This is a genomic window from Enterobacter sp. 01-M-03-SI-ECC, from assembly GCF_047530215.1.
Lineage (GTDB): Bacteria > Pseudomonadota > Gammaproteobacteria > Enterobacterales > Enterobacteriaceae > Enterobacter > Enterobacter chengduensis.
In genome coordinates this window covers 37,871-57,192 of the sequence record NZ_JBLKDA010000006.1, presented here as the reverse complement: position 1 = coordinate 57,192, position 19,322 = coordinate 37,871, and the positions used below count along the sequence as shown (strand labels likewise).

General features: G+C 55.9%; 16 protein-coding genes and 1 tRNA gene. 10 read left to right on the top strand and 7 right to left on the bottom strand.

The genetic code is table 11. The features are described 5' to 3' along the window. Positions 1-7 precede the first annotated feature (7 nt). The 5 genes from ACMWKK_RS07895 to ACMWKK_RS07875 form a co-directional block, all read right to left on the bottom strand. Positions 8-1,288 carry an MFS transporter gene (locus ACMWKK_RS07895; protein ID WP_112780087.1) on the bottom strand — a complete coding sequence of 427 codons (1,281 nt, stop codon included), beginning with the start codon at positions 1,286-1,288 and terminating at the stop codon, positions 8-10. A gap of 170 nt (positions 1,289-1,458) precedes the next feature. Then, on the bottom strand, positions 1,459-2,397 hold the full coding sequence (locus tag ACMWKK_RS07890; protein ID WP_112780088.1) for a sugar kinase: 939 nt from the start codon (positions 2,395-2,397) through the stop codon (positions 1,459-1,461). 3 nt (positions 2,398-2,400) lie between these two features. Next, positions 2,401-3,150, bottom strand: coding sequence for a sugar phosphate isomerase/epimerase family protein (locus ACMWKK_RS07885; protein ID WP_112780089.1), 750 nt, complete (start codon positions 3,148-3,150; stop codon positions 2,401-2,403). A 103-nt stretch (positions 3,151-3,253) separates the two neighbouring features. Then, complete coding sequence (locus tag ACMWKK_RS07880; RefSeq protein WP_112780090.1) at positions 3,254-4,270, bottom strand: LacI family DNA-binding transcriptional regulator; 1,017 nt, start codon at positions 4,268-4,270, stop codon at positions 3,254-3,256. 135 nt (positions 4,271-4,405) lie between these two features. Next, positions 4,406-5,068, bottom strand: a complete 663-nt coding sequence (locus tag ACMWKK_RS07875) for an OmpA family lipoprotein (protein WP_045328483.1) — start codon at positions 5,066-5,068, stop codon at positions 4,406-4,408. 212 nt (positions 5,069-5,280) lie between these two features. On the opposite strand from ACMWKK_RS07875, the gene ACMWKK_RS07870 reads away from it, so the two are divergent. Further along, on the top strand, positions 5,281-7,560 hold the full coding sequence (locus ACMWKK_RS07870; RefSeq protein ID WP_236653124.1) for a molybdopterin guanine dinucleotide-containing S/N-oxide reductase: 2,280 nt from the start codon (positions 5,281-5,283) through the stop codon (positions 7,558-7,560). On the opposite strand, the gene ACMWKK_RS07865 is transcribed toward ACMWKK_RS07870, so the two are convergent. Both ACMWKK_RS07865 and tag read right to left on the bottom strand, forming a co-directional pair. Beyond that, entirely contained in the window at positions 7,523-7,969 is a 447-nt protein-coding gene (locus ACMWKK_RS07865; RefSeq protein WP_406542770.1) for an N-acetyltransferase, read from the bottom strand. The genes ACMWKK_RS07870 and ACMWKK_RS07865 overlap by 38 nt on opposite strands. Then, positions 7,947-8,528: a DNA-3-methyladenine glycosylase I gene (tag, locus tag ACMWKK_RS07860; protein WP_112780093.1), complete on the bottom strand. Its 582-nt coding sequence runs from the start codon at positions 8,526-8,528 to the stop codon at positions 7,947-7,949. Before tag ends, ACMWKK_RS07865 begins: the two co-directional genes overlap by 23 nt. 162 nt (positions 8,529-8,690) lie before the next feature. Here tag and ACMWKK_RS07855 point away from each other — a divergent pair, with 162 nt between their 5' ends. From ACMWKK_RS07855 to ACMWKK_RS07815, 9 genes are all read left to right on the top strand, one after another. Beyond that, positions 8,691-9,389, top strand: a complete 699-nt coding sequence (locus ACMWKK_RS07855; RefSeq protein WP_112780094.1) for an autotransporter domain-containing protein — start codon at positions 8,691-8,693, stop codon at positions 9,387-9,389. A gap of 238 nt (positions 9,390-9,627) precedes the next feature. Continuing rightward, positions 9,628-10,830 carry an MFS transporter gene (locus ACMWKK_RS07850; RefSeq protein WP_112780095.1) on the top strand — a complete coding sequence of 401 codons (1,203 nt, stop codon included), beginning with the start codon at positions 9,628-9,630 and terminating at the stop codon, positions 10,828-10,830. Positions 10,831-11,186: 356 nt separating this feature from the next. Next, the gene (gene lpfA, locus ACMWKK_RS07845; protein WP_201746638.1) at positions 11,187-11,711 is read left to right on the top strand and encodes a long polar fimbrial major subunit LpfA; all 525 of its coding nucleotides are present in this window, start codon (positions 11,187-11,189) and stop codon (positions 11,709-11,711) included. An 85-nt stretch (positions 11,712-11,796) separates the two neighbouring features. Further along, complete coding sequence (gene lpfB / locus ACMWKK_RS07840; RefSeq protein WP_112780097.1) at positions 11,797-12,495, top strand: long polar fimbrial biogenesis chaperone LpfB; 699 nt, start codon at positions 11,797-11,799, stop codon at positions 12,493-12,495. 22 nt (positions 12,496-12,517) lie between these two features. Further along, positions 12,518-15,046 carry an outer membrane usher protein LpfC gene (lpfC, locus tag ACMWKK_RS07835; protein ID WP_112780098.1) on the top strand — a complete coding sequence of 843 codons (2,529 nt, stop codon included), beginning with the start codon at positions 12,518-12,520 and terminating at the stop codon, positions 15,044-15,046. A gap of 17 nt (positions 15,047-15,063) precedes the next feature. Next, complete coding sequence (gene lpfD, locus ACMWKK_RS07830; protein WP_112780099.1) at positions 15,064-16,140, top strand: long polar fimbrial protein LpfD; 1,077 nt, start codon at positions 15,064-15,066, stop codon at positions 16,138-16,140. A 5-nt stretch (positions 16,141-16,145) separates the two neighbouring features. Next, the gene (gene lpfE, locus ACMWKK_RS07825; RefSeq protein WP_112780100.1) at positions 16,146-16,676 is read left to right on the top strand and encodes a long polar fimbrial protein LpfE; all 531 of its coding nucleotides are present in this window, start codon (positions 16,146-16,148) and stop codon (positions 16,674-16,676) included. Positions 16,677-16,904: 228 nt separating this feature from the next. Then, positions 16,905-18,599, top strand: a complete 1,695-nt coding sequence (gene eptB, locus ACMWKK_RS07820; protein WP_112780101.1) for a kdo(2)-lipid A phosphoethanolamine 7''-transferase — start codon at positions 16,905-16,907, stop codon at positions 18,597-18,599. Positions 18,600-18,690: 91 nt separating this feature from the next. Next, positions 18,691-18,767: transfer RNA gene (locus tag ACMWKK_RS07815), tRNA-Pro, on the top strand. The last annotated feature ends 555 nt before the right edge of the window (positions 18,768-19,322 follow it).

Genomic DNA, 19,322 nt, shown 5'->3' with positions numbered 1-19,322 from the left:
TAAGGATTCAGGCGTGGCGTGCGCCGACGGGGTGCTGTTGATTATTAGCAGGCTTAACAATCAGAGTAAGCCACACCGAGGCGAAAAGCGCCACCCCCATAAAGATGTACGATGCGGATGGACTGCCGGTGGCACCGTTCAGGTAACCGACGAACCAGGAGCCGCAGAACGAACCCAGCGCGCCCATGCTGTTAATCAGCGCCATCGCGCCGCCCGCCACGTTACGCGGCAGCATTTCCGGGATGATGGCAAAGAACGGTCCGTACGGGGCGTACATGGCCGCACCGGCAATGACCAGCAGGGTATAAGAGGCCCAGAAGTGGTTTGCACCCACGGCCCAGGAGCCAATGAACGCAAAGGCAGCGATCAGCAGCAGCGGCCAGACGAACAGCTTACGGTTCTGCAGCTTGTCCGACGCCCACGAGGCGACGATCATGGCGATTGTTGCGGCCAGATACGGTACGGAAGAAAGCCAGCCCACTTCGACCATGCCGAGGTTCTCACCGCCGCTGCGGATAATCGACGGCAGCCACAGCACAAAGCCGTACACGCCAATGCTCCAGGTAAAATACTGCGCGCAGAGCAGGATCACGTTACGCGAGCGGAAGGCTTCCCCGTAGTTACGTACCGCCTTCAGACCCTGCTGTTCTTTGTCCAGCTGTGCCTGCAGCGCCGCTTTTTCGTCTCCGGAAAGCCATTTCGCCTGGGCAGGCTTATCTTTCACCAGCACCCACCAGCAGAATGCCCAGATCACTGCTGGCACCCCTTCGATGATAAACATCTCGCGCCAGCCGAAGGACTGGATCAGGTAGCCAGACACCACCGACATCCACAGTACCGTGACCGGGTTACCGAGGATCAGGAAGGTATTGGCGCGCGAGCGTTCAGATTTGGTAAACCAGTTGCTGATGTAAATCAGCATCGCCGGCATGACCGCCGCCTCAACGACGCCGAGGATAAAACGAATGGCGGCCAGGGCAGGAATATTGTTCACCACGCCGGTCAGCGACGCGCAGGCGCCCCACAGGATCAGGCAGACGAAGATCAGCTTACGCACGCTGCGGCGTTCCGCGTAAATCGCGCCGGGGATCTGGAAGAAGAAATAGCCCAGGAAGAAAAGGGCGCCCAGCAGGGATGAAACGCCCTTAGTGATCCCGAGGTCTTCGGTGATCCCTGCCGCAGACGCGAAGCTGAAGTTGGCACGGTCAAGGTACGCCAGGCTGTACGTGATAAACACGATTGGCATGATGTACCACCAGCGTTTTACTGCATTGGTCGAACTGTTCATAGGCTTGCCTCTGTTGTTGAGGTTGTTACCGCCGTTGTCTGTAGGGTACACGGTGGTTTGTTTTGTTGAGTGCGGTTTATGCCCCCTCACCCTAACCCTCTCCCCAAAGGGGCGAGGGAATGACTTGCTCCCTCTCCCCTCTGGGGAGAGGGCCGGGGTGAGGGGAATGTTTATTCGTTAAGCTCTGCTCGTGTGGGTAATCCTTCGCTGTCGCCCTGCACCTGAATGGCCAGCGAGCCAATCTTGTTTCCGCGCGCGACAGCCTGCGGCAGCGTTTTGCCTTCCAGCAGGGCGCTAATGATGCCCACGGCAAAGCCATCGCCCGCGCCGACGGTGTCGACCACGTTCTCAACCTTCACCGCCGCGACCGCGCCCTGTTCGCCGCTGGCGGTTTTAAACCAGGCGCCGTCGGCACCGGTCTTCAGCACCACGGCTTTAACCCCTTTATTCAGGTAGAAATCGGCAATGCCTTCCGGCGCGCTTTCGCCGGTCAGGATCGTCCCTTCTTTCAGGCCCGGCAGAACCCAGTCCGCCCTGAACGCCAGGCAGTTGAGCTTCTCGACCATTTCCGCTTCGCTTTTCCACAGCACCGGGCGCAAATTCGGATCGAAAGAGATCGTTTTACCCTGCGACTTCATTGTCGTTGCCGCATGATCCAGCAGGTCGTACGAGCTGGCGGAGAGCGCTGCCGCCACGCCGCTCAGGTGCAGGTGGCGTGCAGAGGCGAAGTAGTCTGCGTGATAGTCCTCTACCGAGAGGTGGCTGGCGGCCGATCCTTTGCGGAAATACTCCACGATGGGATCGGTTCCATTTTCGACTTTAGATTTAAGCTGAAAGCCGGTAGGGAAGCGTCCGTCAAGGGTGACGCCCGCGGCATCAATGCCCTCTTTTTTCAGCGAATCGAGAACAAAACGGCCAAAGCTGTCGTCCCCCACGCGGCTGACCCAGCCCACGTTCAGGCCGAGCCGCGCCAGTCCGGTCGCGACGTTCAGCTCTGCGCCCGCAACGCGTTTGATAAAGTGCTCAACCGCGCTCAGCTCGCCCGTTTCAGTGGCGACAAACATTGCCATGGCTTCGCCAATCGTGATGACATCCAGCGTCTTGTGCATGGTTTACTCCTCGCGCAGCAGGTTGACGTAATGGCGGGTCACGGCGGTTAGATCCGCCCCTTCCAGCGGGAACTCGATACCGCGCGGGGCATCGGCAGGCAGCTGGTCGAGCAGATCCAGCCAGCGGGTATCGGCGCGGTCCGGCGCTACGGCGCGGAAGTTGTCTTTATGCGGCACGGCGGCCTTAACGTGGATATAGCTCACCGCAGGAGCCAGATGACGGGCGGCCTCTTCGGGGGAGTCGCCCACCCACAGCCAGTTGCCCATGTCGAAGGTCAGCGTGACGGGGAGCGCCATTTCACGGCAGGCGGCCTGGAAGCGCTGCATCGGCGCAAGCTGCCCGCAGTCGGTCTGATCGTTCTCCACGACCAGCGCCATGCCGCTTGCGTTCAGCAGGGTACGCAGGGCGTCGAGAGGCTGCACGTCGCGGAAATGACCCAGAGAAACCTTCAGCCACAGGGCGTTCAGGGTGCTGGCCTCAGAGAGATAGCGGGGCAGGTCCGGGTTGAGGGTGCCGTCGGGCATAAACAGGGCGGCGGGCGCCGAGTAGCACGCCAGCAGGCCCAGCAGCTCAATGGATTCTCCCAGCGCGGGCAGCGCCAGCAGCTCTTCGCTGTTGAACAGCTCCCGGCGGATCTCCACGCCGTCTGCCCCCGCGCCTGCGATAACGGGAAGCATCGCCCGCTGACCGCCCGCCTGTCGCACCTGTTCCGCACCGTACGCGGCGGTGACCACCATAATTTTCCTGCCCATCTTCGGACTCCATCGCAACATATCAATACTATTACGCTAGATGGAACCGGTTCCAAAGGAAAGGTCAGGATGTCGAATTTATGATCGGTATCACAAGGGATAATTAACGCGCGGTAGAGCCGCGAACGATCAGCTCGCCGGAGAAGACCTGCTCGCGAACGGCATCGCTGGTGCCGTCAATGCGACGGACCACCTGTTCAACAGCAGCATAGCCAATCTGCCAGGTGGGCTGTTTGAGGGTGGTAATGCCGACACCGGCCAGCTCTGCCCACTCCAGTTCATCAAACCCCAGCAGGCCGATATCGCTGCCCCAGTGCAGACCAATACGCTTGAGCGAGCGGGCGACCTGAAGCGTCAGCGCCCCGTTGGCGGAGATAACGGCTTTGCGCATCCCGCGATGGCGCGTGTGGAACTGGCGCAGGGTATTGTCGAGCTGCCCGGCTTCGTGAAGCGGCGTTTCGGCATTTTCGGCGATCACGCCGGGATATCGCTCCAGCGTGGCGCGAAATGCGCTCAGGCGTTCGCGACGGGTGTTGACCATCCCTAACGGCTCGCTCAGAAACAGGATGGCCTCGAAGCCCTGTTCGATCAGATGTTCGGTGGCCGTCGTGGCGGCCTGGGTGTTGTCCAGACCGACCACATCGCAGGCAAATTCCGGGATTTTACGGTCGATGAGGACCATCGGCAGGGAGGATTGCTGCAGGCGGTTTAATCCCTCTTCCCGCATGCCCACCGCGTTAACCACGATCCCTTCCACCTGGTAGCTGCGCAGCAGATCGAGGTAATGCAGCTCCTGGTCGACTTCGTTGTTGGTATTACAGACCAGCGGCGTGAAGCCTTTCTCGCGACAGGCGGCTTCGATCCCGCTGAGCACGTTAACGGAGTAGGGGTTGGTGATATCGGCGATAATCAGCCCGATAAGGCGGGTGCGGCCACGTTTGAGCCCGCGGGCCATCAGGCTGGGACGGTAGTCGAGATCGGCGATGGCCTGTTCAATACGCGCCAGCAGTGCATCGGACAGCAGGTGTTTTTCGCCGTTAAGGTAGCGCGAAATGCTGGTTTTACCGGTTTTGGCGGCTTTCGCCACGTCGCTGATGGTGGCCCGGGCTGGTTTGCTCATCGCTGATTTCCCTGAAATTAGTGAGAATACCTTAGCGGGAAAATCTGCCGAATCAAGCATTTTGCCGGGTGGCGGCTTCGCCTTACCCGGCCTACGTTCCTAAAAACGGCAACGGGGTTGCCGTTTTGCTTTTACCTACTGAATTGGGCTTAACGTAATCTCTACGCGGCGGTTTTGCGCTTTACCTTCCGCCGTGCTGTTGCTGGCGATAGGGTTGGCAGGGCCCATGCCGCGGGTGCGGATGCGGCTCGCGTCCACGCCCTGGGTAATCAGCGAGCTGGCCACGGCGTCGGCGCGCTGCTGGGACAGACGCATGTTCAGATCCTGGCTGCCGGTGCTGTCGGTGTAGCCCATCACGTTCACGGCGGTCTTGTTGTACTCTTTCAACACCATCGCCACGCCGGTCAGGGTGTTTGCACCTGCCGGTTTCAGCGTTGCGCTGCTGCTGTCGAAGGTCACGTTGTTCGGCATGTTCAGGATGATGTTATCGCCGCTGCGCGTCACGCTCACGCCGGTGCCCTTCATTTTGTCGCGCAGTTTCGCTTCCTGCACGTCCATGTAATAGCCGACGCCGCCGCCCAGCGCTGCCCCCGCCGCCGCGCCAATCAGCGCGCCTTTGCCGCGGTCTTTCTTGGAGGAGGAGAGCGCCCCAACGCCTGCGCCGACCAGCGAGCCGATACCCGCGCCAATGCCGGATTTACCCGCTTCGCGCTCACCGGTGTAAGGGTTGGTTGTGCAGCCAGAAACAGCCAGGGCTCCGCTCACCAGAGCGGCAATAACGAGTACGCGTTTTTTCATCTTCTTTCCTTAATCCTTTTTATTCTTTGCCACGACGCGCGTGGCAGTTGATTATGACGTCCAGATACGGAGAAAATTCCGGGTATAACTCTGAAATTTGTGACAAACCATAAACGGCCTCAGCAAGAAGGCCGTAAAACCTGCACGCAACCAGGAGCGCACGCTTGAGCACCTCAACGAAAACCATTCTGACCGCCGCCCACTGGGGGCCGATGCTGGTCGAAACCGATGGCGAAAATGTTCTGTCGTCCCGCGGAGCACTGCCAACCCAACATCCCAACTCGCTACAGACCGTCGTTCGCGATCAGGTGCACAGCAAAACGCGCGTGCGCTGGCCGATGGTGCGTAAAGGTTTTCTGGCCTCGCCGGATAAACCGCAGGGTATTCGCGGGCAGGATGAGTTTGTTCGCGTGAGCTGGGATGACGCGCTGGCGCTGATCCACGCCCAGCACAAGCGCATTCGCGACAGCTACGGTCCGTCGTCCATTTTCGCCGGGTCCTACGGCTGGCGTTCAAACGGCGTGCTGCATAAAGCCTCGACGCTGCTGCAGCGCTATATGAGCCTGGCGGGTGGCTATACCGGACATCTGGGAGACTACTCTACCGGTGCGGCGCAGGCGATCATGCCGTACGTCGTGGGAGGAAACGAAGTGTACCAGCAGCAGACCAGCTGGCCGCTGGTGCTGAAGCACACTGACGTAGTCGTGCTCTGGAGTGCTAACCCCCTTAACACATTGAAAATTGCCTGGAATGCCAGCGACGAGCAGGGCATTGGCTATTTCGACGCGCTGCGCAAAAGCGGCAAGCGCATTATCTGCATTGACCCCATGCGCTCTGAAACCCTGGATTTCTTCGGCGACAGCGCCGAGTGGATTGCCCCCCACATGGGCACCGACGTGGCGATGATGCTGGGTATCGCCCATACGCTGGTCGAAAACGGCTGGCACGATGCCGACTTCCTGACGCGCTGTACCACCGGCTTCGATAAATTCGCCGACTACCTGACGGGTCAGTCCGATGGCGTGGCGAAAACGGCAGGATGGGCGGCAGAGATTTGTGGCGTTCCTGCGGAGAAAATCCGTGAACTGGCGGGCTTGTTCCATAAAAATACCACCATGTTAATGTCCGGCTGGGGCATGCAGCGCCAGCAGTTTGGCGAGCAGAAGCACTGGATGCTGGTCACCCTTGCCGCAATGCTTGGGCAGATCGGCACGCCGGGCGGCGGTTTTGGTCTCTCGTATCATTTTGCCAACGGCGGTAACCCGACGCGCAAAGCGGCGGTGCTGGCGTCTCTGCAAGGGGCGGTGCAGGGCGGCGTGGATGCCGTGGATAAAATTCCGGTGGCGCGGATTGTTGAAGCGCTGGAAAACCCCGGCGGTTTTTATCAGCACAACGGTCTCGACCGCCACTTCCCGGATATTAAGTTTGTCTGGTGGGCGGGTGGGTCAAACTTCACGCATCATCAGGATACCAATCGCCTGATCCGCGCCTGGCAGAAGCCGGAGCTGGTAGTGATCTCCGAGTGCTTCTGGACCGGCTCGGCGAAACATGCCGATATCGTACTCCCGGCGACCACCTCGTTTGAGCGTAACGATCTCACCATGACCGGCGACTACAGCAACCAGCATATGGTCCCGATGAAGCGCGTGGTGGCCCCGCGCGATGAGGCGCGTGATGACTTCGACGTGTTTGCTGAGCTGAGCGAACGGTGGGAAGCGGGCGGTCGCGCGCGTTTTACCGAAGGGAAAAACGACCTGCAATGGCTGGAGACCTTCTACCAGATTGCCGGACAGCGCGGTGCGGCGCAGGGCGTCACGTTGCCGCCCTTTGCGGCGTTCTGGGAGGCGAACCAGATTATCGAAATGCCGGAGAGCGAACAGAACGCGCAGTTTGTCCGTTTCGCGGATTTCCGCCGCGACCCGGAGAACCATCCGCTGAAAACCGAGAGCGGAAAGATTGTGATCTACAGCGAGCGCATCGCCAGCTTTGGCTACGCCGACTGTCCGCCGCATCCTATGTGGCTCGAGCCGGACGAGTGGCACGGCAACGCAGAGCCGGAGCAGCTGCATGTGTTGTCAGCGCATCCCGCGCACCGTCTGCACAGCCAGCTTAACTATACGTCCCTGCGCGAGCGGTATGCGGTCGCCGGGCGAGAGCCGATCACCCTGAATACCCTTGATGCGAAAGCCCGCGGGATTGCGGACGGCGACGTGGTGCGCGTCTGGAATGCGCGCGGGCAGGTGCTGGCAGGGGCGGTGGTGAGCGACGGGATTAAGCCGGGCGTGATCTGCATCCATCAGGGCGCATGGCCTGACCTTGATCTCGCCGAAGGCGGGATCTGTAAAAACGGGGCGGTTAACGTGCTGACCAAAGATCTCCCCAGCTCGAAGCTGGGGAACGGTTGCGCAGGGAATACGGCGCTGGCCTGGGTCGAGAAATATACGGGGCCAGAGCTTACCTTAACGGCGTTTGATCCGCCTGCCAGCTCATGATCCACGTCGGGTGCTGGGTATCATCCTGCCAGGCGCTGTCTTCGATGCGAAAGCCCTGAGCATGGTAGAAATTCACCGCCCGCACGTTTTTCTGATACATCTCCAGAGTGAGGTGCGGGAAGCGCTGTTGAACATGGTTCAGCAGCGCGCGCCCGATGCCTTTCCCGATGCATGACGGCGCCACAAACAGGGCGCCGACAAACTGAGACTGCATCACGCTGATAAATCCGCACGGTTCCCCGTCCTGTTCCCAGACCCAGGTTTCCGCCGACGGCAGGTAAACGTCCTGCACCATTGCCTCGTTCTCTTTCCAGTAATTCGGCGCGATAAACGGATGCGCTTCCGTCGTGCTTTCCAGCCACAGGCTCAGAAGCGGCGCGGTATTCTCACTTTGCCATTTGCGGATCATGATGACCTCCCGGATGACAGAAGCAGCCGGTAACGTGGTCGTTGACCAGGCCACAGGCCTGCATAAAGGCGTAGCAGATGGTGGAGCCGACAAACTTAAAGCCGCGTTTTTTCAGGGCCTTCGAGAGCGCATCCGAGGCCGGAGTGGACGCGGGGATCTCCGCCAGCGTGGCGGCCCGGGTGAGCTGCGGCGTGTTGTTCACAAACGTCCAGACAAAATCTGAGAACGGTTCGCCGTTCTGCTCCATCGCCAGGTAAGCGCGTGCGTTACCGATGATCGCCTGGATCTTACCGCGATGGCGGATGATACCGGCATCCTGCACCAGCCGTTCCACGTCCTCATCGGTCATGGCGGCCACGGCGACAGGGTCGAACTGGTGGAAGGCGTTGCGGTAGTTTTCGCGTTTCTTCAGCACCGTAATCCATGACAGGCCCGCCTGCTGGCCCTCCAGGCAGATCATCTCAAAGAGCTTTTTGCCATCCGTTTCCGGCACGCCCCACTCCCGATCGTGATAATCAATATAAAGCTGATCCTGGCTTACCCAACCGCAACGTTCCATCCGTCATCTCCCTTATTGATGCTGATTTCGCAAAATTTTCATTCTGACTGGCTTGACGTGTTTACTATAAAGACAATAGTTAATACAGAACCATATGAACCTTTAGCTCTTCCTGAATAACGACAAATATCGCCGAATTCGGCTCTCTCTGGGGTCGCGTTGATGATGATAAAAAAAATCAGTGGTCGCCATGCTGCTTCTGGCCTGGTGGGAATTTCAGCCTGCCTGTTTTTTTGTAATACAGCGTCTGCCTGGCAACAGGAATATATCGTTTCAGACGCCCACAATAATACGGCGGAACGCTATACATGGGACGCGGATCACCAACCGCGTTATGAGGATATTCTGGCTGAGCGTATTCTGTCCTCGCAAAACGCGCCGGGCCTTGCCCTGAATCTACCGTCCGGCAGCGCGACGGACGGGGCAATGAGCGTGGGCTGGAATTTTCCGGTTTCAGCGCGGATCACCACCGGGCCGGTGGTGGCGTGGCGGTACGACGGCACGGCGCCCATGATGATCAACGAGTTTGGTGATAGCGCGTCGACGCAGGCGCTCACCGACCCGCTCTGGCACGCCAGCGTTAGCACGCTGGGGTGGCGCGTGAATACCCAGTACGGCGATCTTCGCCCGTGGGCGCAGATTAGCTATAACCAGCAGTTTGGTGAAAACCAGTGGAAATCGCAGTTTGGCATGCCGCAAACGCCAGCCCCTGCCCAAAACGGGAGCTGGATGGACGTCACCGTGGGAACGGATATTCCGTTTAATACGCACATGGCGGCCTATGCGTCGCTTGCTCAGGGGGAGCACACCACCACCGGTGAGGAGTTTTTGTACACCCTCGGCGTCAGCGCGAATTTCTAGAGTTGTTACTTTTTTAAACGTTACGATAACATCTCGAATACAATAACCACGGGCTTTACAGCGATAGCAGGTACTAACACGCTGTCGCTTTATTCTCGCACCAGGTCATTCATTCCCGATTCCAGGCATTTCATTCCGTTCTCCCTGCATTTCATGCCGTTTTACCCCTGGCGTATTAAGGTTTTATTTATCGTTGTCCTCAGCGAACTTCCTTAATTTCTCTTGCAGGACAACTGCCATGAACACATCAACTTATAACCGCACGCGCTGGCTCACGCTCTTTGGCACCATCGTTACCCAGTTTGCGCTGGGTTCGGTCTATACCTGGAGCCTGTTTAACAGCGCGCTTTCCGACAAGCTCGGCGCACCGGTGAGCCAGGTTGCGTTCTCCTTTGGCCTGCTGAGCCTGGGCCTGGCGATTTCGTCCTCCGTCGCGGGCAAGCTGCAGGAGCGTTTCGGCGTGAAGCGTGTGACCATGGCCTCCGGCATTCTGCTGGGGCTGGGCTTTTTCCTGACGGCACATTCCAGCAACCTGATGATGCTGTGGCTGAGCGCCGGCGTGCTGGTCGGGCTGGCCGATGGCGCAGGCTACCTGCTGACCCTGTCGAACTGCGTGAAGTGGTTCCCGGAGCGTAAAGGTTTAATCTCCGCGTTTGCCATCGGCTCTTATGGCCTGGGCAGCCTCGGCTTCAAATTTATCGATTCCCATCTGCTGGCGTCCGTTGGCCTCGAAAAAACCTTTATGATCTGGGGGGCCATAGTGCTGGTGATGATTCTGTTCGGCGCCACGCTGATGACCGATGCGCCGCAGCAGGAGGTGAAATCCGTTAACGGCGTGGTGGAGAACGACTTTACCCTCGCGCAGTCCATGCGTAAGCCGCAGTACTGGATGCTGGCGGTGATGTTCCTGACGGCCTGCATGAGCGGTCTGTATGTGATCGGCGTGGCGAAGGATATTGCGCAGGGGATGGTGAAGCTGGATGCGGCCACGGCGGCCAATGCGGTGACCGTAATCTCCATTGCCAACCTTTCTGGTCGTCTGGTGCTCGGTATTCTGTCTGACAAAATCGCCCGCATCCGTGTGATTACCCTTGGGCAGGTGGTTTCGCTGGTCGGTATGGCGGCGCTGCTGTTCGCTCCGCTGAATGAAGCCACCTTCTTCGCGGCGATTGCCTGCGTGGCCTTCAACTTCGGCGGCACCATTACCGTCTTCCCGTCACTGGTGAGCGAGTTCTTTGGCCTGAACAACCTGGCGAAAAACTACGGCGTTATCTACCTCGGCTTTGGCATTGGCAGTATCTGCGGCTCGCTGATTGCTTCCCTGTTCGGCGGGTTCTACGTGACCTTCTGCGTGATCTTCGCCTTGTTGATTATCTCCCTGGCGCTCTCTACCACGATTCGTCAGCCGCAGCGCGAAGTCTTTAAAGAAGTCCATGCATAGCGTATGATGTGCCAGACATAAGGCGCCCGTTGGGCGCTTTTTTTTTGATTAAGCACAAATACATAATGGGCTGTCACAAAAGAAATGTTTAATAATGAGGCTAAGTTATTTAGCTGATTTATAGATTATCCAAAATAATATATAAATAATATTGGTTTATTCCTAATAAAAGGTCTGTTTATACGGACTGTCTTATATCTTTATGAATTTACTTAGTTTTAACTCTGGCTAAAAGTTAGCTTCATTTCTTCTAATTTTAAAATCCAAATTGCCGTCTATATACTCCATTTCCTCACAGAATGCAGGTTATTCCTAAGGATGCGTTCTGTCATCTACCGTCATAAATGGAGTTTTTAATGAAAAAGGTTGTTTTTGCACTGTCTGCTCTCGCTGTTGTTTCCACTTCCGCTTTCGCTGCACAATCTGGTGATGGCACCGTTAAATTCACCGGTGAAATCGTTGACGCGCCATGCGTAATTTCTACTGACTCTCAGAACCAGGAAGTTGTGCTGGGTCAGGTTAAGAAATCTACCTTCGCTGCTATTGGCGACAAGTCTGTTTCCAAGCCTTTCCAGATCAAACTGGAAGACTGTGACATCAGTGCCAAGACCAAAGTGAACGTGAGCTTCACTGGCGTTGCTGATGCAGACAACGCGAAGCTGGTTTCCGTTAACACGGAAGCAGGCGCGGCAACTGGCGTGGGCATCGGTATCTACGACAACGCTAACAAAGCGGTTGATATGAATACCGGTAAATCCACCACCACGCTGGCTGCTGGTCAGACCGTGCTGTACTACACCGCTAACTACGTTTCCACCAAAACAGCTGTCACTACCGGTTACGGTAACGCAGAAGTGGACTTCAACCTGTCTTACGAATAATCGACTTTTCGTCAGTAGAAGACAATCACAATGGCAACGGGAATCCCGTTGCCATTTTTTCCAGCGGAGACTCAGGGAGAGAATCATGAACCGCTCACGTTTGACATCCTGCGCAGCACTGGCGCTGGCGCTGATTTCACAAAACAGTTTTGCAGGCGGCGTAGCATTAAGCAGTACGCGTGTTATTTATGACGGCAGCAGAAAGGAAGCCTCTCTGACGGTCAATAACAAAAGCACGACGGATGAGTTTCTCATTCAGTCATGGATTGATGATGCGAATGGCAATAAAAAGACGCCATTTATTATCACCCCACCTTTATTTAAGTTAAGCCCGACGAAAAATAACGTTTTGCGTATTGTGAATACGTCTAACACCTTACCGCAGGATCGTGAGTCCGTTTACTGGGTTAACGTGAAATCTATTCCTGCCCAAAGCGAAGGCGCGGAAGGTAAAAACGTTCTGCAAATTGCCGTACGCACGCGCTTAAAACTGTTCTATCGTCCGGCTGGCCTGAAAGGCAACAGCATGGATGGCTGGAGCAAACTGCAGTTTACAAACGCAGGGGCGAACCAGATCAAAGTCGATAACCCCTCTGCCTTTAACCTCACGTTTAATAAATTTTATGTCAACGGCCGCAATATCGAAAAAGCGGGAATGGTGCCTGCAAAAGGCTCGTTGAATATTGAACTGCCAGCCGGTACCGGCAAGGTAAACGAAGTCAAATACAACATTATTAATGATTTCGGTACGGCTGGCGACATGCTGACTCAGCGCGTTAATTAATCCGTTTTGAAGGTTTTTTACTATGCCATGGACGCATCTTCCTCAGGTCAATAAGGCCCCGCGTTTCCCACTGTCCGCGCTTGCGCTGATGGTAGCGGGCTCGCTCCCCGCGTATGCGGGAACATTTAACCCGCGCTTTCTGGAAGATGTGCCGGGTATTGACCAGCACGTTGACCTTTCAATGTATGAATCCAATAAAGCCGAACAGCTGCCGGGTAAATACCGCGTGTCGGTCGTGGTCAACGATAAAAAAATGGAGTCTCGCACCCTGGAGTTTAAGGCCGCGACCGAGGCTCAGCGCGCAAAAATGGGTGAAAGCCTGGTGCCGTGCTTAAGCCGCGTGCAGCTTGAGGACATGGGCGTGCGTATTGACAGCTTCCCGGCGCTGAAAATGGCACCGCCGGAAGCCTGCGTCGCCTTTGACGACATTATTCCTCAGGCCGCCAGCCATTTCGATTTTGCGGACCAGACGCTGATCATGAGTTTCCCGCAGGCCGCGATGAAGCAGACGGCGCGCGGTACGGTACCGGAATCCCAGTGGGACGAAGGGGTGAATGCCCTGCTGCTGGATTACAACTTCACCGGCAGCAACGCCAGCTATGACGCACATGACAGCGATACCAGCTACAACACCGACAGCTACTATCTGAACCTGCGCAGCGGTATGAACCTGGGCGCATGGCGGTTACGTAACTACAGTACCTGGACGCGAAACGACGGCAGCAACAAATGGGATAACATCGGCACCTCATTAAGCCGCGCCATTGTGCCGCTGAAATCGCAGCTGACGCTGGGGGACACCTCCACCTCCGGGGATATCTTTGACAGCGTCCAGATGCGCGGTGCGCAGCTAACGTCCGACGAAGAGATGCTGCCAGACAGCCAGCGTGGGTTTGCGCCGGTGATCCGCGGTATTGCTAAAAGTAACGCCGAAGTGACCGTCGAGCAGAACAACTACGTGATCTACCGTACGTTTGTTCAGCCGGGTGCGTTTGAAATTAATGACCTGTACCCCACCTCAAACAGCGGTGACCTGACGGTCACGATTAAAGAAGCAGATGGCAGCGAGCAGAAGTTCGTTCAGCCGTTCTCCGCGGTGGCAATCCTCCAGCGAGAAGGCCATCTGAAGTACAGCCTCTCCGCAGGGGAATACCGTGCCGGGAACTATAACAGCGCCCAGCCGAAGTTCGGGCAACTGGATGCCATGTATGGTCTGCCGCACGGCATTACCGTTTACGGCGGCTCGATCTTCTCCGACGACTACTATTCGCTGGCGGGTGGTGTCGGTAAAAACTTCGGCTATATCGGTGCGGTCTCCATCGACGTGACGCAGGCGAAAAGCAACCTGGCAAACAATGAGAGCGCGGAAGGTCAGTCTTACCGCTTCCTCTACTCCAAGAGCTTCAACAGCGGTACTGATTTCCGTCTGCTGGGCTACAAGTATTCGACCAGCGGCTATTACACCTTCCAGGAAGCGACGGATGTACGCAGCGATGCGGACAGCTCGTACAGTCAGTACCACAAGCGTAGCCAGATCCAGGGCAACGTGACGCAGCAGCTGGGCACCTGGGGCTCGGTCTACTTTAACGTCACGCAGCAGGACTACTGGAACGATAACGGTAAACAGCGCTCGCTGAACGCCGGTTATAACGGCCGTATTGGACGCGTGAACTACAGCATTGCCTACACCTGGACGAAAAGCCCGGAGTGGGATGAAAGCGACCGCTTGCTGTCATTCTCCCTGTCGATTCCATTGGGAAGCATGTGGAGTAACTACCATCTCACCACCGACCAGCATGGCCGCACCAACCAGCAGATGGGCGTCAGTGGCGCCGCGCTGGAGGACCGCAACCTGAACTACAGCGTGCAGGAAGGCTACGGCAGCAACGGCGTGGGTAACAGCGGCAGCGTGAACCTGGATTACCAGGGCGGCGTGGGTAGCGCCAGCCTGGGTTACAACTACAACCGCGACGGCCAGCAGGTGAACTACGGTCTGCGCGGCGGGGTGATCGCCCACAGTGAAGGCATTACGCTCTCCCAGCCGCTGGGCGAATCGATGGCCATTATCTCCGCGCCGGGCGCACGGGGTGCCCACGTGATCAACAACGGCGGTGTGGAAGTGGACTGGATGGGCAATGCGGTGGTGCCTTACCTCACGCCGTATCGTGAAACCGAGGTTTCACTGCGAAGCGACAGCCTGAACAGCCAGGTTGACCTGGATACCGCCTCCGTCAACGTGGTGCCGACGCGCGGTGCGATTGTTCGCGCCCGCTTTGATACCCGCGTGGGCTATCGCGTGCTGATGACCCTCACGCAGGCCGACGGCAAAGCGGTACCGTTTGGAGCCACCGCCACGCTTCTGGACAGCAAAAAAGAGTCCAGCAGCATCGTGGGGGAAGACGGCCAGCTGTACATCAGCGGGATGCCGGATGAAGGTGCGCTGCAGGTAAGTTGGGGTAAGGATCAGACTAAGCAGTGCCGAGTAGCGTTTACGCTGCCCGAGCAAAAGGATAACTCCGGCGTGGTGATGGCGAAGGCCGTCTGCCGGTAACAGGGAAGGATAGGATTATGTTCAAGAAATTGATGATGTTTGCTGGCCTGCTGGGCGGGTCGGCGCTGTTCTCCAGCCAGGCGCTGGCGGCGGCTGATTGGGGGCCATGCACAGCGACTGGCGGGACACATATCTTCAGTGCTTTAATGAATGAGACTGTGACGAATATTAAAGACAATACTGCAGGTGCGACCTTCCCTGATTTTTATTCATGGAATATGGGTACGCAGTATCCTGGTGTTTGTGAATGTCCAGCAGGAACAGGCACCAGCGAATTCTTTTACAAGACGGTTTCGTCTCTGCCGATAGGACATATTTCTGGCGGAAAGACCTTTTATGTTGTTAACAATAATATTCAGATCGCATCTTCGGTTTGGATTGGCGGCGGCAAAGGTGATTACGTGAACGCCCCTCTCGACGATACCTCTAACGAGCGAGCCGATCGAGCGCTATGTGATGTGGACAACTCAGATCCAGGAATGGGGTTTGAGACCGGCGGTAAGGGCAAACTGACCATGTATATTAACCACCCTTTCGTTGGTGAAATGACCATTCCCCAAACAAAAATTTGGGATATATATGGTACTCGTAAGCGCGGTGTTTATGGCACTAGTCCTCTTGCTGCGGTAAATCTGAGCGGCACAATTATTGTACCTCAGGGCTGTGAGCTTTCGAGTGGCAACACCCTGGAAATCCCATTTGGCGAGTTTCAGGCACATGACTTTAAAGACCGCAAAGGGCAGATGCCCGTGGGTGGCTCGGCGACAACTAAAAACCTGCAGTTTAAATGTACCAATATTTCAGATGGCGTAAAAATCTATCTGCGTATTGAAGGCATACCAAACGAGAACTACAGCCAGGCCATCAGCATGGGCAACCCCGACCTGGGGGCGATAGTCAGGACCGATACCGGCAAAGTGTTGGTGCCGAACGACACCACCTACGAACATGAATTGACGGTGTCGCCACTGGTGGATGATACTCACCGTATGGCTTCCACCACATTGACTTTTGCGCCGATCAGCACCACCGGCAAAATGCCGAAAACGGGTGATTTCGAAGGCATTGCCACCCTGCGTATTGATGTGGAGTAACGGCAATGAAAATCATCTATGTATTGGCGGGCTGTGGGCTGCTGGCCTCATCGGTAGCGATGGCAGAAGGCATCCAGAACATCGGCTCGGCGGGGGACGTGCACTTTACCATCAGCATTCGTCAGGGAACCTGCGAGCTGGAAAAGAGCAACATTGATGTCGATATGGGGACGATTACGCTATCAAAACCGGCTATCGTCGGAAGAGAGCTTAATCAGCAGGCGTTCTCGATTGGGCTGAAAAACTGTCAGGACGTTGCGCGGGTTTACGTCACGATGGACGGTACGCCGGATGCGACAAACCCGGACCTGTTCGCCCTCGACAGCGGCGGCGCAACGGGTATTGCGCTAAAGATAAAAGCTAAAAGTGGCGTGCAGCAGTATCCTGTTAGTACGAAATCTACCCCCGTAGAGCACAGCATCTGGTTCAATGGTACAAACGCGCTGAACTATATCGCCAGCTATGTGCCCGTGAAAAGCGACGCCACCAGTGGTCAAGCGAACGCCACGGTCAATTTTAGCGTCGTGTATGAGTAACCATGAAGGGCCAGGTCACTGGCCCTTATTGATCCTTCCGCGTTGAATTCTTTTTTGTAAATATCTACTGCAATCACACTCTCTGATGCCACTTTTTTTCCCCGCTGTGGTCTACTTATCGCGCTTGTAGACGTTTCTGATAACGGTTTCTCCAGCACCTACTTACTCTGTCTGCTTTCTCGATGAGATTCGGCGGGTTTTTATACCCCTTCCCCCAGGGTTGTTTGCATGAAATATATTAGGTCTCTTACCCAGCAGCGATTGTGTCTGATGCTGGCTGTCTATATTGGTTTATTTCTGAATGGCGCGGTGCTGTTCAGAAGAGTGGAAGGTTATTTAGAACACTTCACCGTAAGAAATGGGATTTTCGCGGCGATTGAACTGTTTGGCTCTGTTCTGGCGACCTTCTTCCTGTTGCGCCTGCTCTCCCTCTTTGGCCGACGTACGTGGCAAATTCTGGCCTCGCTGGTGGTGATTATTTCTGCTGCCGCAAGCTATTACATGACCTTTATGAACGTGGTCATTGGTTACGGTATCGTGGCCTCGGTGATGACCACGGATATCGATCTCTCAAAAGAGGTGGTTGGGACAGGCTTTATCGTCTGGACGGTTTTAACCTGTCTGATCCCGCTGTTCTTTATCTGGAGCAATACCTGCCGCTATACGCTGTTACGCCAGCTGCGCACGCGTGGACAGCGGATCCGCAATATCGTCATCGTGCTGCTGGCCGGTCTGCTGGTATGGGCGCCTATTCGCCTTATGGAAACGCAGCAAAAACGCATTGAGAAAGCGACGGGCGTGGATATGCCAAGCTATGGCGGCGTGGTGGCAAACTCCTATCTGCCGTCTAACTGGCTGTCTGCGCTAGGCTTGTATGCCTGGGCGCAGGCGGATGAGTCCAGCGATGTGAAATCACTGATTAACCCGACCAAAAAATTCACCTATCAGGCCCCGTCTGACGGCCTGGATGATACCTACGTCGTCTTTGTCATCGGCGAAACGACGCGCTGGGACCATATGGGCATTTTGGGCTATGGCCGGGATACCACGCCGAAGCTGGCGCAGGAAAAGAACCTGGTGGCCTATCGTGGCTACTCCTGCGATACCGCAACGAAGCTCTCGCTGCGCTGCATGTTTGTGCGTGAGGGCGGTGCGAGCGATAACCCGCAGCGCACGCTGAAAGAGCAAAACGTGTTTGCCGTACTGAAGCAGCTTGGGTTTAGCGCTGACCTGTTCGCCATGCAAAGTGAGATGTGGTTCTACACCAACACGCTGGCAGACAACATCGCGTACCGCGAGCAGATTGGCGCCGAGCCGCGTAACCGCGGTAAAAACGTCGACGACATGCTGCTTCTGGAAGAGATGTCGGAGTCCCTCAAGAGCCATCCCCAGGGTAAGCATCTGGTTATTCTGCACACCAAAGGGTCGCATTACAGCTATTACCAGCGCTACACGCGTGATTTCGCGAAGTGGCAGCCGGAGTGCGTGGGCATTAACAAAGACTGCAGCAAGCAGGAGCTGATCAATGCCTATGATAACTCGGTGCTGTACGTGGATACCTTCCTGAGCCGGGTCATCGACCAGCTGCGGGATAAAAAAGCGATTGTGATTTACGCTGCAGACCACGGTGAATCCATTAATGAGAAAGAGCATCTGCACGGTACGCCGCGCAAGCTGGCGCCGCCAGAACAGTTCCGCGTGCCGATGATCATGTGGATGTCTGATAAGTATCTGGAAAATCCGGAGAAGGCGAAGATGTTTGCTCAGCTGAAGAAAGAGGCGGAAATGAAGGTGCCGCGCCGTCACGTTGAGCTGTACGACACCATTATGGGTTGTCTCGGCTATACCTCACCGAACGGTGGGATTAACGAAAACAACAACTGGTGTAAACTCCCTGATAACACCGCAAAAGCCGCGCAGTAGCTGCTCTGGCGAGAATATCGCCAGTTGAATGGCTTTTTGAAAATAAGGGATTGACGGGGGCGCACCTCAGCAGTAAGATGCGCTCCGCATTCGGCGAGTAGCGCAGCTTGGTAGCGCAACTGGTTTGGGACCAGTGGGTCGGAGGTTCGAATCCTCTCTCGCCGACCACATTCTGAAAAGGGCTAACCGTAAGGTTAGCCCTTTTTGCATTAGCGGGTTACTCCATTCGACCCTGCAAAATGTCCCTTATCCTCGCTTAAGCCTGCCTGTTAACGATTTTGTGACATAATCCATTGTATTTTTTTATATATAGATTGATCTTTTTTCGCGTTACTTATGGATAACCTCAGCATTTTTCGCTGTGCGTTTTAACGTTCGCGGTATTTAGTGCTCAGATAATCACCATTCTGCAAGAAAATTTACCCATTCTGAATAAAAGTTAATCACTGATTGTTGCGAAATATGAAGATAGTTGTGCTGCAAGATAGCGAGTAGCATAAATTTCCCTGCTGAAAACTGGCGCATAGAGTTTTTTTAATCTTTGTTTGCGGTTTCTCACACTCAGCGTAAATGCCCGTCACCTGTATTGACGTTTTCACATTCTGTTGACAGATTGTAGGGCATGAGGGGCATTTCAGGGACGATCTGCGCTGCAACTCAAACGCTCTTCTGAAAGGATTCTCCATCCCTTTACTGCCTTCGGGCACCACCGACCGGACCGGG

Coding starts and splice junctions, on each gene's coding strand:
- ACMWKK_RS07895 (WP_112780087.1), bottom strand. CDS start 1,288: ATGAACAGTTCGACCAATGCAGTAAAACGCTGGTGGTACATCATGCCA.
- ACMWKK_RS07890 (WP_112780088.1), bottom strand. CDS start 2,397: ATGCACAAGACGCTGGATGTCATCACGATTGGCGAAGCCATGGCAATG.
- ACMWKK_RS07885 (WP_112780089.1), bottom strand. CDS start 3,150: ATGGGCAGGAAAATTATGGTGGTCACCGCCGCGTACGGTGCGGAACAG.
- ACMWKK_RS07880 (WP_112780090.1), bottom strand. CDS start 4,270: ATGAGCAAACCAGCCCGGGCCACCATCAGCGACGTGGCGAAAGCCGCC.
- ACMWKK_RS07875 (WP_045328483.1), bottom strand. CDS start 5,068: ATGAAAAAACGCGTACTCGTTATTGCCGCTCTGGTGAGCGGAGCCCTG.
- ACMWKK_RS07870 (WP_236653124.1), top strand. CDS start 5,281: ATGCTGGTCGAAACCGATGGCGAAAATGTTCTGTCGTCCCGCGGAGCA.
- ACMWKK_RS07865 (WP_406542770.1), bottom strand. CDS start 7,969: ATGATCCGCAAATGGCAAAGTGAGAATACCGCGCCGCTTCTGAGCCTG.
- tag (WP_112780093.1), bottom strand. CDS start 8,528: ATGGAACGTTGCGGTTGGGTAAGCCAGGATCAGCTTTATATTGATTAT.
- ACMWKK_RS07855 (WP_112780094.1), top strand. CDS start 8,691: ATGATGATAAAAAAAATCAGTGGTCGCCATGCTGCTTCTGGCCTGGTG.
- ACMWKK_RS07850 (WP_112780095.1), top strand. CDS start 9,628: ATGAACACATCAACTTATAACCGCACGCGCTGGCTCACGCTCTTTGGC.
- lpfA (WP_201746638.1), top strand. CDS start 11,187: ATGAAAAAGGTTGTTTTTGCACTGTCTGCTCTCGCTGTTGTTTCCACT.
- lpfB (WP_112780097.1), top strand. CDS start 11,797: ATGAACCGCTCACGTTTGACATCCTGCGCAGCACTGGCGCTGGCGCTG.
- lpfC (WP_112780098.1), top strand. CDS start 12,518: ATGCCATGGACGCATCTTCCTCAGGTCAATAAGGCCCCGCGTTTCCCA.
- lpfD (WP_112780099.1), top strand. CDS start 15,064: ATGTTCAAGAAATTGATGATGTTTGCTGGCCTGCTGGGCGGGTCGGCG.
- lpfE (WP_112780100.1), top strand. CDS start 16,146: ATGAAAATCATCTATGTATTGGCGGGCTGTGGGCTGCTGGCCTCATCG.
- eptB (WP_112780101.1), top strand. CDS start 16,905: ATGAAATATATTAGGTCTCTTACCCAGCAGCGATTGTGTCTGATGCTG.